General features: G+C 71.5%; 10 protein-coding genes and 1 pseudogene. 2 read left to right on the top strand and 9 right to left on the bottom strand.

Annotated features, from left to right (window positions below; genetic code table 11):
- The first annotated feature begins 31 nt into the window (after positions 1-31).
- On the top strand, positions 32-886 hold the full coding sequence (locus tag Cba03nite_RS07055) for a putative RNA methyltransferase (protein WP_203743196.1): 855 nt from the start codon (positions 32-34) through the stop codon (positions 884-886).
- Between the two features lie 12 nt (positions 887-898).
- Here Cba03nite_RS07055 and Cba03nite_RS07060 read toward each other — a convergent pair whose 3' ends face one another.
- The 7 genes and pseudogenes from Cba03nite_RS07060 to Cba03nite_RS07090 all read right to left on the bottom strand — a co-directional run bounded on the left by Cba03nite_RS07060 (position 899) and on the right by Cba03nite_RS07090 (position 8938).
- Positions 899-1576: a DUF4272 domain-containing protein gene (locus Cba03nite_RS07060; RefSeq protein ID WP_203743198.1), complete on the bottom strand. Its 678-nt coding sequence runs from the start codon at positions 1574-1576 to the stop codon at positions 899-901.
- A gap of 5 nt (positions 1577-1581) precedes the next feature.
- Positions 1582-2859, bottom strand: coding sequence for a thymidine phosphorylase (locus Cba03nite_RS07065; RefSeq protein ID WP_203743200.1), 1278 nt, complete (start codon positions 2857-2859; stop codon positions 1582-1584).
- A gap of 61 nt (positions 2860-2920) precedes the next feature.
- Positions 2921-3316: pseudogene (locus Cba03nite_RS07070) on the bottom strand (cytidine deaminase); the annotation flags it as partial.
- 94 nt (positions 3317-3410) lie between these two features.
- A complete protein-coding gene (locus tag Cba03nite_RS07075; RefSeq protein ID WP_203743204.1) occupies positions 3411-4688 on the bottom strand; it encodes an ABC transporter permease in 1278 nt (425 codons plus the stop codon).
- Entirely contained in the window at positions 4685-6079 is a 1395-nt protein-coding gene (locus Cba03nite_RS07080; RefSeq protein ID WP_203743206.1) for an ABC transporter permease, read from the bottom strand. Before Cba03nite_RS07080 ends, Cba03nite_RS07075 begins: the two co-directional genes overlap by 4 nt.
- Entirely contained in the window at positions 6076-7680 is a 1605-nt protein-coding gene (locus Cba03nite_RS07085) for an ABC transporter ATP-binding protein (protein WP_203743353.1), read from the bottom strand. The genes Cba03nite_RS07080 and Cba03nite_RS07085 overlap by 4 nt, the downstream gene beginning before the upstream one ends.
- A 196-nt stretch (positions 7681-7876) precedes the next feature.
- Positions 7877-8938: a BMP family lipoprotein gene (locus Cba03nite_RS07090; protein WP_203743355.1), complete on the bottom strand. Its 1062-nt coding sequence runs from the start codon at positions 8936-8938 to the stop codon at positions 7877-7879.
- Positions 8939-9240: 302 nt separating this feature from the next.
- On the opposite strand from Cba03nite_RS07090, the gene Cba03nite_RS07095 reads away from it, so the two are divergent.
- Complete coding sequence (locus tag Cba03nite_RS07095; protein WP_203743208.1) at positions 9241-9588, top strand: hypothetical protein; 348 nt, start codon at positions 9241-9243, stop codon at positions 9586-9588.
- A gap of 142 nt (positions 9589-9730) precedes the next feature.
- Here the strand turns inward: Cba03nite_RS07095 and Cba03nite_RS07100 are convergent, their stop codons facing one another.
- Positions 9731-10579 carry a hypothetical protein gene (locus tag Cba03nite_RS07100; protein WP_203743210.1) on the bottom strand — a complete coding sequence of 283 codons (849 nt, stop codon included), beginning with the start codon at positions 10577-10579 and terminating at the stop codon, positions 9731-9733.
- Positions 10580-10709: 130 nt separating this feature from the next.
- Positions 10710-12446, bottom strand: a complete 1737-nt coding sequence (locus Cba03nite_RS07105) for a glycoside hydrolase family 13 protein (protein WP_308442748.1) — start codon at positions 12444-12446, stop codon at positions 10710-10712.
- Positions 12447-12556 lie beyond the last annotated feature (110 nt).

A 12556-nucleotide genomic window follows, 5' to 3' on the forward strand; every position in this document is an offset into this window, starting at 1 on the left:
CACCAAGATATTCCGTGTGCTCACCGCCGCCATGATTGACGCACTGCGCTGCCCCCTCTGCGCGTCGCCCCTCACCCGAGCCGACGCCACCCTCCGCTGCCCCCAGAACCACACCTTCGACCTGAACAAACACGGCTACCTGCACCTAGGCACCGGCCGCCGCCTCCCCGAAGGCGACACCCCCGCCATGGTCGAAGCCCGCACCCGCTTCCTCACCACCGCCCACTACCACCCCCTAGCCACCGCCCTGGCCACCATCTGCGTTGATCATGAACTTAAGGACGTGGCCGACGGCGTGTCGCCGCCCCGGGACCGTGATCAACAGGCCGGAGGCGGCCCGCTGGTGGTGGACCTGGGGGCGGGGACGGGGTATTACCTGGCGGGGGTGCTGGAGGCGGTGCCCTCGGCGGAGGGGCTGGCGTTCGATGTGAGCAAGGCGGCGCTGCGGCGGGCCGCCAAGGCGCATCCGCGGGCGGGTGCGGTGCTGGCCGACACCTGGAGCACCCTGCCGCTCGCGGACGGGTGTGTGGATCTGCTGCTGAACGTGTTCGCGCCGCGCAACGGCGCGCAGATGCACCGGGTGCTGCGGCCGGACGGGCTGCTGGTCGTGGTCACCCCGACCGGGCGGCACTTGGGCGAGCTGCGCGAACGCCTCGGCCTGCTGTCCGTCGACCCGGCCAAGGCGGACCGGCTCGCGCAGGAGCTGCGTGACTTCGACCCGGCCGGCGAGCGCGTACTGGAATGGCCGCTGGCACTGTCCGAGGCGGAGGCCGAGGACCTGATCGCCATGGGCCCCAACGCGTTCCACGAGAGGGCCCACGCCACCGGGCCGGTCACCTGCACGGCGTCCGTCCGGATCGGCCTGTACCGGCCGCGCCCGGCATAACCGGCGCGGCCGTCACACGGAGAGGTCGACCTCTTCCCAGCCGCCGGGCGGCTCGTGGAACTCGCCGACGAAGACGGTGGCCCACTCCAGCGCCCAGCGCCGCTGGCCGATCGCGTTGGCGTTCAGCTCGCCGGGGCAGGGCAGGCCCTGCCGCTCCAGCTCCTGGAACGACCAGTCCAGGCAGTAGTGCAGGTCGAGCGCCGCGGCGACGACCGTGGGGTCGCGCGGAGCCGCCAGGATGCGGGCCCGCCAGGCCTCGAAGCTCTCGCCGCCGAGCAGGTCGGGCATCTGCTCCAGCACCCGCGGCGGGGCCGCCAGCGGGTCGAGGGTCTTGCTGATGCCCAGCACCCAGGCCAGCCCGGACAGCGCGTCCAGGTGCAGGATGAACGACTGCCGGTCGCCGACCTCCTCGGAGATGAAGGCCCACTCCGGCTCGGTGACGTCGGGGATGAGCCGGTTGCCGTCGAGCCACTTCTCGGCCGCCTCGGGCGGCATGCCGAAGCAGCGTTCCAGCAGCACGTGCAGGATGGCCACGCGGGCCTCCAGCTCCCCGGTCGGGCGCAGCTCCACCGCGTCCGAGGGCTCCCAGACCAGGGGGTACGTGTCGGGAGGCAGCGGTACGCCCAGCCGCGTCAGCTCCTGGAAGCTGGCCGCGCGCACGGCGAGGGGGTCCGGTGCGGGCACGGCCACGCCGGTCACCCGATCCGGTCGATGATCAGCGGACGCACCGGCGCGGGGCCGTCGGCGATGGTCACCGCGGACGCGGCGTCCACCTTGGCCACCGCCATCCGGGACGTGTCGTCGGCGCGCAGCTCGTAGAGCACGTCGCCCGCGCTGACCCGGTCGCCGGGGCGCTTGTGCAGCACCACGCCCGCGGCGGCGCTGACCGGGTCCTCCTTGCGGGCCCGGCCGGCGCCGAGCCGCCAGGCGGCCAGCCCGATGCCGAGCGCGTCGACCGCGGCGACCGTGCCGGTGCGCTCGGCCCGCACCTGCTCGATCTCGTTGGCGACGGGCAGCGGGGCGTCGGGGTCGCCGCCCTGGGCGCGGATCATCGCCCGCCACGAGTCCATGGCGCGGCCGTCGTGCAGCGCGTCGGCGGGGTCGACGTCGTCGAGCCCCGCCGCCGACAGCATCTCGCGGGCCAGCGCCAGGGTCAGCTCGACCACGTCGGCGGGGCCGCCGCCGGACAGCACGTCCAGCGACTCCTGGACCTCGACCGCGTTGCCGATCGCCAGGCCGAGCGGGGTGTTCATGTCGGTGAGCAGCGCGACCGTGTCGACGCCGTGCGCCCGGCCCAGCTCCACCATGGTGCGGGCCAGCTCACGGGCGTCGTCGACGGACTTCATGAAGGCACCCGTGCCGACCTTCACGTCGAGCACCAGCGCACCGGTGCCCTCCGCGATCTTCTTGCTCATGATCGAGCTGGCGATCAGCGGGATGGCCTCGACGGTGCCGGTGACGTCGCGCAGCGCGTACAGCTTGCGGTCGGCCGGGGCGAGACCCTCGCCGGCCTGGCAGATCACCGCGCCGACGTCGCGCAGCTGCGCGATGAACTCCTCGTTGCTGAGCGCGGCGCGCCAGCCCGGGATCGACTCCAGCTTGTCCAGCGTGCCGCCGGTGTGGCCGAGGCCCCGGCCGGACAGCTGCGGCACCGCCGCGCCGCAGGCGGCCACCAGCGGGGTCAGCGGCAGCGTGATCTTGTCGCCGACGCCGCCGGTGGAGTGCTTGTCCACGGTCGGCCGGGAGACCTTCGACAGGTCCAGCCGCTCCCCGGAGGAGATCATCGCGGCGGTCCAGCGGGCGATCTCGGCGTCGGTCATGCCGCGGATCAGGATCGCCATGGCCAGCGCCGACATCTGCTCGTCGGCGACGTGCCCGCGGGTGTACGCGTCGACCACCCAGTCGATCTGCTCGTCCGACAGCACCGCGCCGTCGCGCTTGGCCCGGATCACGTCGACAGCCGCGAAACTCATGCCCTCGCCCTATTCCGCCCGGCAGCGCCGGGTCCGCTCAACTTCGATCTCAAGCTACGGCTCCGTTGACCGCTTCCAGCTCGGCCAGGCCGAAACCGTGCGGCAGCAGCTCGGCCATCGTCAGCACGCCGCCGGGCGCGTCGATCTGCATGCGCGGCCCGCCCTGCTCCCACAGGAGCTGGCGGCACCGGCCGCACGGCAGCAGCGGGTCGCCGTCGGCGTTCACGCAGGCCATCGCGACCAGCCGGCCGCCGCCGGTGGCGTGCAGCTGGGACACCATGCCGCACTCGGCGCACAGCACGACGCCGTACGCCGCGTTCTCGACGTTGCAGCCGACCACGATGCGGCCGTCGTCGACCAGGCCCGCGGCCCCGACCGGGAACTTCGAGTACGGCGCGTACGCCCGGTGCATCACCCGCACCGCCTCTTCGCGCAGCTTCTCCCAGTCGACGTCCATGACGGCCTCTCCTTCTGTTCCGCCCGGCCTCGCAGGGGGCACCGGTGACCGGCGCCCCCGCAAGATCGGACCATTCACATTACGCGCCCGCAGGTCAGCCCTTGATGTACGGCTTGCCGTCGGCCGCGGGGGCGCGCACGCGTCCCACCAGGCCCGCCACCGCGAAGATGGTCGCGACGTACGGCAGCATGCTCAGGAACTGGCTCGGGATGGGGCTGCTGATGCTGTTCAGGAAGCCGGTCAGCGCGCCGAAGAAGCCGAAGAACAGCGACGCGAAGAACGCCCCGACCGGGTGCCACCGGCCGAAGATCATGGCCGCCAGCGCGATGAAGCCCGCGCCGCTGACCATGTACTTGCTGAACCCGGTGGTGGACAGCATCGAGAAGTACGCGCCGCCGAAGCCGGCCACCAGGCCCGCGAGCAGCACGTTCAGGTAGCGCAGCCCGAGCACCCGGATGCCGACCGTGTCCGCCGCGGCCGGGTGCTCGCCGACCGCCCGGGTCCGCAGGCCCCAGCGGGTGCGGAACAGCGCGATGGTCACCACCGCGACCGCGATCAGCGAGCCGTAGCTGAAGATGTTGCCGTTGAACAGCGCCGGGCCCAGGATCGGGATCTCCGAGAGGACCGGGATCGGCCAGCTCGGCACCTTGCCCGGGAAGTTGTACGCGTCCGTGTCCGGCCGCATCACCTGCTCGTAGAAGAAGGCCGTCAGGCCGCCCGCGAACACGTTCAGCACGATGCCGACCACGACCTGGTCCACCAGGTAGCGGATGGCGAAGACGGCCAGGATGGCCGACAGCAGCAGGCCGCCCACGGCCGCGGCCAGCAGGCCGAGCCAGAAGCTGCCGGTGACCGTGCCGAACAGCGCGCCGAAGAACGCGCCGGTGAGCAGCTGGCCCTCGATCGCGACGTTGACCACGCCGCTGCGCTCGCACAGCACGCCGCCGAGCGAGCCGAAGATGAGCGGGATCGCCGCGGTGAAGGTGGCCGCGGCGATGAAGCCGAGCGGCATGGTGTGCGACACCGGCGACACCGACATCTGCCAGCACAGCGCGGAGATGATGAAGCCCATCAGCGCGACGCCGGTCAGGATGCCGAAGTGGCGCCCGGTGAACAGCAGCACCAGGCCCGCGACCAGCGCGACCAGGCCGAAGAAGATCGCGCCGACGTTGCCCGGGATGTCGAACCCGGCGCCCTGCACCGTCTCGCCGAGCGCGAACCGCGCGTTCTCCGACGAGGCCAGCGCCCCGAACAGGATCGTGGCGAGCAGGCCCAGGCCGGTCATCACCGCGCCGGTCTTGCGGGCCCGGGTCCAGTACGCCTCCGGCACCGCCAGCTCGGCATCCATGGTGGAGGTGGTCACGGCGCTCATCCCTTCGCCAGTCCGGCCTGCGCGGCGGCCGCCGGCGACCTGCGCAGCCTGTAGATCGACTTCACCAGCGCCGGGGCGGCGACGAAGAGCACGATCAGGGCCTGGATCACGACGACCAGCTCGACGGAGACGCCGGAGAAGGTCTGCATCGCGTTGCCGCCCGCCTGCAGGGCGCCGAACAGCAGCCCCGCGCCGACCACGCCCCACGGCCGGACCCGGCCGAGCAGCGCCACCAGGATGCCGTTGAAGCCGACCTGACCGAGCATGTCGACGGTCAGCGCCGGGGCGGTGCCCAGCGCGACGCTGGTGCCGCCGAGGCCGGCCAGCGCACCCGCCAGCGCCATGGTCAGCGCGATGGTGGTGCCGACCTTGATGCCCGCGGTCGCCGCGGCGTGCGGGTTGTGCCCGACCGCGCGCAGCTCGAAGCCGAACCGGCCGCGCTTGAGCAGCCAGGCCACCCCGGCCGCGGCCAGCAGCGCCAGCACGATGCCGTAGTGCGCCCGCAGCAGCGGGTCCGGGATAAGTTGCGGCAGGTCGCCGCTCTCCTCGATGGGCTGGCTGATCGCGTCCGAGCGGTTCGGGTCCTTGATGAAGGACTGCAGGATGTACCAGCCCAGGAACAGGAACGCGATGTTGTTCAGCATGATCGTGAGGATGACCTCGTGCGCGCCGGTGCGCGCCTTGAGGACGCCGACCAGGTAGCCCCAGAGGCCGCCGAGCAGCGCGCCCGCCAGCACGCCGAGCGGCACCTGGATGACCTCGGGCAGCGACAGGGCGAGGCCGATCGTGCCGCCGCCGATGGCGCCCATGATCGCCTGACCCTGGCCGCCGATGTTGAACAGGCCGGCCCGGAACGGCACCGCCACGGCCAGACCGGTGAAGATCAGCGGCGCGGCGTTGGTCAGCGTCTCCGAGATCGGGTAGAGGACCTGCTGCCAGGTCGTCATGTTCCAGTACCAGCGGTTCACCGTGTCCGGGTTCACGATCGAGCCCTTGAACATGTCGGCGTACGCGGTGCTGACGAACTCCCAGGTGTCACCGAGCGTCTTGCCCGGCTGGTAGAACAGGTACTGCCACTGGTCGCGGACGTCGGCGTTGCCGACCACCATCAGGATCGCGCCGCAGATCAGCGCCAGCACGATCGCCAGCAGGGTGACCGTGAAGCTGTTGTCGGCCCACAGCTCCTCGCGGAAGGTGCGCGCGAACGAGCGCTTCGGCTCGTCCGGGGTGCGGTGCCTGGCCGGCTTCTCCTCGACCTTGACGGCCGCGCCCGGGTACTGGTCGGCCGCGACGGTCGGCACCGCGGGGGCGGCGGCGGGCAGCGCCGGGCTCTTGTCGGCGGAGGCGGCGGTGGCCGCGGGCTCCTGCTCGATCGGCTCGTGCGACGTCATGACGCGGCCTCACCGTGGGACATACCCTCACCTCGGGGTTCCTGCTCGCCTGCGCCGGACCCGGCGGGGGTGGACGAGCTGCTGTTCGGGTCGATGCCGGCCATCAGCAGGCCCAGCGTCTCGCGCGGCGTGTCGGGCGCGACGATCGCCAGCACCCGGCCGCGGTACATCACCGCGACCCGGTCGGCCAGCGCCACGACCTCGTCCAGCTCGCTGGAGACGACGAGCACGGCCGCGCCGCGGTCGCGCTCGGCGACGATGCGCGAGTGGATGAACTCGATGGAGCCGACGTCCACGCCGCGGGTGGGCTGCGCGGCGATCAGCAGCTGCAGCGGCCGGGACATCTCCCGGGCCACGATGACCTTCTGCTGGTTGCCGCCGGACAGCGCGCCCACCGGCTGGTGCGCCGACTGGGTGCGTACGTCGAACTCGGCGATCTTCTGTTCGGCCTGCGCGTCGATGGCGTCCAGGTCGAGCGAGAACCGGCCGCCGAACGGCGCGCTCCGGTACAGGTCCAGGACCAGGTTCTCGGCGATGGAGAACTCCTTGACCAGGCCGTCCACGCTGCGGTCCTCGGGCACGTAGCCCACGCCCGCGCGCAGCACGTCCCGGGTGTGCCAGGTGGTGATCGGCTCGCCGTTCAGGTGCACGCTGCCCGCGCGCGAGGGGCGCAGCCCCATGATCGATTCGACCAGCTCGGTCTGCCCGTTGCCCTGCACACCCGCGATGCCGAGCACCTCGCCGCCGCGTACCACCAGGTCCACGCCGTCGACCGCACGGTGCTCGCGGTCGTCCGCGACGACCAGGCCCGACACCTCCAGCACGGGCGCGCCCGGCGCGGCCTCGTCCTTCGGCACCTCCAGCACCACGCTGCGGCCGACCATCAGCTCGGCCAGCTCCGACTCGGGGGCGGTCGGGTCGGCGGTGCCCACGGTGCGGCCGCGGCGGATCACGGTGATCCGGTCCGCGACGGCCTTGACCTCGCGCAGCTTGTGCGTGATGAAGACGATGGACTTGCCGGCCGCCTTCAGCCCGCGCATGACCTGGAGCAGCTCGTCGGTCTCCTGCGGGGTGAGCACGGCGGTCGGCTCGTCGAGGATGAGCAGGTCGACCTCGCGGGTGAGCGCCTTGACGATCTCGACCCGCTGCTGGATGCCGATGGGCAGGTCCTCGATGATCGCGTTCGGGTCCAGCGGCAGGCCGTACCGCTCGGACACCTCGCGGACCAGCTTGACCGCACCGGCGTGGTCGATGAAGCCGCCCCGGGCCGGCTCGGCCCCGAGCATGACGTTCTCGGCCACGGAGAAGACCGGCACGAGCATGAAGTGCTGGTGCACCATGCCGATGCCGACCTTGATGGCGTCGCCGGGGCCCTTGATGCGCACGGGCGCGCCGTCGACGAGGATCTCGCCCTCGTCCGGCTGCAGCAGGCCGTACAGCACGTTCATCAGAGTGGACTTGCCCGCACCGTTCTCGCCGAGCAGCGCGTGGATCTCGCCCGGCTCCACGGTGAGGTGGATGTCATCGTTCGCGACGAGGTCACCGAAGCGCTTGGTGATGCCGCGCAGTTCGAGTCTCAGCTCAGACCTCCGTTGGTCCAGTCCACCCGTGAGGGGCGAGTGTCGCGCTCATTATGTGGGCGGCGGGGGGAGAAACATACGTCCCGGTCGCCCTGGCGATCGAACCGGGTCCGGCCGCCACCTCGGCCACGGAATCACGTGGCGGAGACGACGGCCGGCAGAGAAAAGCGAGGCCGCCCCCTCCGGTGATGATCTCACCGGAGGGGGCGGCCGTTCGTCACTTCGGCTGGGCCGGGGACTCGACCGTGATCTTGCCGGAGATGATGTCCTGCTTCAGCGCCTCGACCTCGGCCTTGAGGGCCGGGTCGATCTTGCTGTCGAAGTCGTGGTACGGGGCCAGCGAGACGCCGTTGTTGGCCAGCGTGCCCATGAAGCCGCCGGTCAGCAGGGTGCCCGGGGTGCCGGCGGCCTTGGTCACGGCCTCCTTCACACCGTCGGTCGAGTTCTTCACGACGGTGGTCAGCATGACCTTGCCGTACTGGGTGGTCTCGAAGCCGTCGGCGTCGACCCAGATCACGACGTACTTGTCACCGGCGTTGGCGGCGGTGCCGAGGCCCGCGCCACCCGCGACCGGGAAGATCACGTCAGCGCCCTGCGCGGCCAGGGTGTCCGACTTCTGCTTGCCCTTCTCCTGCGAGCCGAAGTCGTCGGTGAACAGACCGTCCTGCTTGGCCTTGTCCCAGCCCAGCACCTGAACGTTCTTGCTCTTGGCCTTGTTGTACGCGGCCACACCGTCGGCGAAGCCGTCCATGAAGATGGTCACCGGCGGGATCTTCATGCCGCCGTAGGTGCCGACCTTGCCGGTCTTCGAGTAGCCCGCGGCCAGGTAGCCGGCGAGGTAAGCCGCCTGCTGGGTCTGGAACTGGATCGGGTACACGTTCGCCTGGCCGAGGTTGTCGGCGTCCACGATCGAGAACTGCACCTTGGGGTTGGCGGTGGCAGCCTTCTTGGTGGCGTCGCCCATCAGACCGCCCACGGCCTGGATGTACTGGCAACCCTTGGTGACGGAGTTGGCCAGGTTCGGGTCGTAGTCGCTCATCGCGGTCGACGCGGTGTAGCTCGGCTTGATGGCCGGGTTACCCGCCTCGGCGGCCTTGAGGCCCGCCCAGGACGACGCGTTGAACGAGTGGTCGTCGATGCCGCCGGTGTCGGTCACCATGCACGCGCTGAACGCGGCAGCGGCGCTGGAGCCGGTGCCCGGCGTCTCCTCAGTCGGCTTGGCACACGCGGCCGCGGCGAACGCGAGGCCCGCGGCGGCAGCCAGCGCGACAATCTTCATCCCACGCACAGGGCGCAAGACGGTCTCCTCTCCCATAAAGACACCGCGCAAGGACTACCACCCGATCAGATGGCGGCACGGTGAACCTCGCCCAGCAACATATCCTTCACGTCGCCGTTCGAACGACAATCGTGCAGGGTTGTTGAACGGTCGTTACCCCCGCGTGACCACGGCGTGTAATGGGTCACGAAGGAGCCTCGACCAGGGCCACCGTAACCCGTCAATGGGGCACGAAGTGGGCATTTGCGCAGGCCCATGCCTTGCTGCGCGGGTAGCATGCGGTTTCGCGTACCCTTCGCGCCATGGAAGCAGTTCGACTCATCCTGCGGTACGCGCACCTCGTCGGCTTCGCCCTGCTCCTGGGCGGCGCGCTGGTGCAGTACTACTCGGGCCGGATCTACGTCAACGCCGTCATGCTGTGGGGCGCGACCATCCAGGTGGTCACCGGCGTCGCGCTGGCCGCCCCGCTCGGCCGCGAGGTCCAGCCAGATCCCGCCAAGCTGGCGGTCAAGGGCGTGCTCGCCATCCTGATCTTCATCATGGTGCTGATCCCGTACCTGAAGAAGCGCGAGACGGTCAACAAGGGCCACTTCCTCGCCATCATCGGCCTGACCCTGGTCAACGCGGCGGTCGCCGTCTTCTGGCGCTGACCTGACCCGCCAGCCTCGGTGCAGTTTCGGGGAAACTGCACCGAGGCCGCAGCACTGCAGTTTCGCGGAAACTGCACCGAGGCCGGGCAGCAGCACTGCGGTTTCCCTGAAAGTGCAGCCCGTGCCGCGCACCGCCGGAAGTTCAGCCCCTGGACCGGCGCGGGCGCAGGGCCGCCTTGAGGTCGCGGACGAGGAGGTCGAAGCCCGCGGCGACCTGATCGGGACCGGCGTGCAGCATCCGCCAGCCCTCCGGAGCCGGGCCGGGCTCGGCCGCGCAGGACACCGCCACGCAACGATCCGGCCAGGCGAGGTCGAGCCGCGTCGCGGGCTCCCCGTCCCGGGCCAGCACGTACTTGACCACCGGCGCGGGCACTCCGGCCAGGGTCAGCCGCACCCGCACCCGGCTCTCGTGCGGGGTGCGCGTCGCCGGGTCGACCAGCTTCACGGCCTTCAGCAGCCGCGCCCAGCCGGGCTGCCCGATCCGGGCCTGGGCGTACTCGGTCAGCGCCCCCACGCTCACCGCGCCGCGCGCCACCATCGCGTCCAGCAGCGCCACCGCCTCCACCACGTCCAGCCAGCGGGCCAGGTCCCAGCCGGTGCGCTGCGGCGTGGTGACCCGGATGCCGTCGACGCGGCGGTTCACGTCCTTCTCCGGCACCGGTCCCCGGTGCACCAGGACCCCCGACATGGGCCCGAACCGGCCCGGGGTGAGCACCTCGACCGGCTCGTCCGCGCCGTAGGGCGCGCCGTAGAGGCAGGCGGCGGAGCGGCCCGCGATGACGCCGTCCTCGGGGAGCAGGAAGTCGCTCACGGCCAGGCAGCGCAGCCGGTGGGTGATGGTCAGGTCGCGGTCGGCGTACACCCCGCGGAACAGCGGCCGCCACGCGGAACTGCGCAGCTGAGCACGAGTGAGCAGGCCCGACTCCAGCACGTCGGCGCCTCGGAAGATCCTCCGGGCGAGCGCGTCGGGACGATGCGGCGGCTTGGGCACGGCCGTAGCGTATGACCCCGCTTCACGCGATCTTGCGTGAGCCGGGTGAGCGACACGCCCGACTCTTTTATGGAGCGGTTGTACGGCAAGTGGCGGCACACGGGGTCGAACCGCGTGCCGCCACCGCCTGTCAGCGGGGTGGGCCGAGCCGCCAGACGCGCAGGCTCGGGCCGTCGCCGGGCAGGGTAACCGTGCCCGAGTCGTCCGGTTCGAGGTCCGTGGCGTTGCAGACGCCGGTCAGCCGCGCATCGAGCGGAAGCCGCACTGCTTCACCGCCCGCGCGCCGGGCTGCCACCAAGATGGCATTCTGCTCGACTTCGCGCAGGTAGACCATGGTATCGCTGGTCACATGCAGCCAGCGCAGCCCCCCGTGGCGCAGCGCGGGCTCCGCCGCCCGCAACCGCAGCAGCCGCTGGTACGCCGCGAGCATGTCCTCGTCGCGGTCGGCCGGGCGGTCCCACGGCATCGGGGTGCGCGCGTTCTCGCCGTTCCAGCCGGTCAGGCCGAACTCGCTGCCCGCGTACACCATCGGGGTGCCCGGCAGGGTCACCTGCAGGCCGAGCGCGACCAGGTGCCGCCCCGCGTCGCCGGTGACGGTGCGGACGCGGGCCGAGTCGTGCGAGTCCAGGATGTTCCACGAGTGCGTGAGCGTGCGCCAGGAGACCCGCGAGGCGAACGCCCGCATGGTGGCGTACGCGGCCCGCCCGTCCCGGCGGGGCACACCCGGCGGCGTACCGAAGAACTGGTCGAGGTGGCCGTCGCCGCGCAGCCACGCCCAGACCGGCCGGGTGAAGCCCAGGTAGTTCATGGTCCCGTGCCAGCCGTCCCGGTCCAGGTCGCCGGTCGGGTCGTGCATGTGCTCGCCGACCAGCATCACCTCGCCCGGCAGCCCGCGCCGGATCAGCGCGGCGACCTCGTGGGTGTCGTCCTGCGCGCCGCGGCGGCCGGTCATGTTGGCCACGTCCACCCGCCAGCCGTCGAAGTGCACCAGCCACCGCCGCAGCACCGCGCCCATCCGCTCGCGCAGCAGCGGGCTGGCCCAGTTCAGCTTCGGCAGGCTCTTCACCCCGCACCACGACTCGTACTCGCCGGTCGTGTCGTCGAAGTAGAACATCTCCCGCTCGGGCGCGTGCACATCGGACACGGCCCGGGTGAACCACTCGTGCGCGTCGCCGCAGTGGTTCGAGGTGATGTCCCCGATCAGCCGCATCCCGCGCGCGTGCACGGCCTCGGCCAGCCTGGCCAGCGCCGCGTCCCCGCCCAGCAGCGGATCGACCTCGTCGAAGGTCGACGCGTCGTAGCGGTGGTTCGACCTGGCCGGGAAGACCGGCGTCAGGTACACCGTGTTCACGCCCAGCGCTTGGAGGTGGTCCAGGCGCTCGGTGATCCCGTCCAGGTCACCGCCGAAGAACTGCTCCGACGTGCCCGGCCCCTGCCCGATCACCTCGTCCCGGTCCCACTCGCGCGGCAGCGCCCAGCTCGGCAGCTCGGCCAGCGGCTTCGCGCCCGCCGCCCGCGCGAACCGGTCCGGGAAGATCTGGTAGATCACGGCGTCGGCGGACCAGGCCGGCGGCGCGTCGTAAGCCACCACCCGGAAGTCCATGTCATCCGGGATCTCGTGCTCGACGATCCCGCCGGCCGTCAGCCAGTAGGGCTCGACGCCATCGGCCTCGACCAGGAACCGGTAGTTGGTGACCGGATTGCGCACGAGCAGCTCGCCACGCCACCACACGTCCCCGGCCCCGTAACCGGCGACGGCCGCTCCGGTCCGATCCGGATCGACGGCCGTAGCCGTGAACCGCGGCTCCCCATCCGGCGTGCTGCGCAGGTGCACCGCCGTGACCCCGGCCGCCGCGGGCACGCGCACCCACACGGTGACGAGATCGCCCAGCGAAGGCGCACCGTCCGATACATACAATCCCGAGCCGTCATGATGCGGCTGCTCGTGAAGACGCACTGTCGCGCCATCCTTCCGTT

Source organism: Catellatospora bangladeshensis (assembly GCF_016862575.1).
Lineage (GTDB): Bacteria > Actinomycetota > Actinomycetes > Mycobacteriales > Micromonosporaceae > Catellatospora > Catellatospora bangladeshensis.

What these genes read in the sequence shown, in the direction of transcription:
- Cba03nite_RS07055 (WP_203743196.1), top strand. Translation starts at nt 32, where the DNA reads ATGATTGACGCACTGCGCTGCCCCCTCTGCGCGTCGCCCCTCACCCGA.
- Cba03nite_RS07065 (WP_203743200.1), bottom strand. Translation starts at nt 2,859, where the DNA reads ATGAGTTTCGCGGCTGTCGACGTGATCCGGGCCAAGCGCGACGGCGCG.
- Cba03nite_RS07075 (WP_203743204.1), bottom strand. Translation starts at nt 4,688, where the DNA reads ATGAGCGCCGTGACCACCTCCACCATGGATGCCGAGCTGGCGGTGCCG.
- Cba03nite_RS07080 (WP_203743206.1), bottom strand. Translation starts at nt 6,079, where the DNA reads ATGACGTCGCACGAGCCGATCGAGCAGGAGCCCGCGGCCACCGCCGCC.
- Cba03nite_RS07090 (WP_203743355.1), bottom strand. Translation starts at nt 8,938, where the DNA reads ATGAAGATTGTCGCGCTGGCTGCCGCCGCGGGCCTCGCGTTCGCCGCG.
- Cba03nite_RS07095 (WP_203743208.1), top strand. Translation starts at nt 9,241, where the DNA reads ATGGAAGCAGTTCGACTCATCCTGCGGTACGCGCACCTCGTCGGCTTC.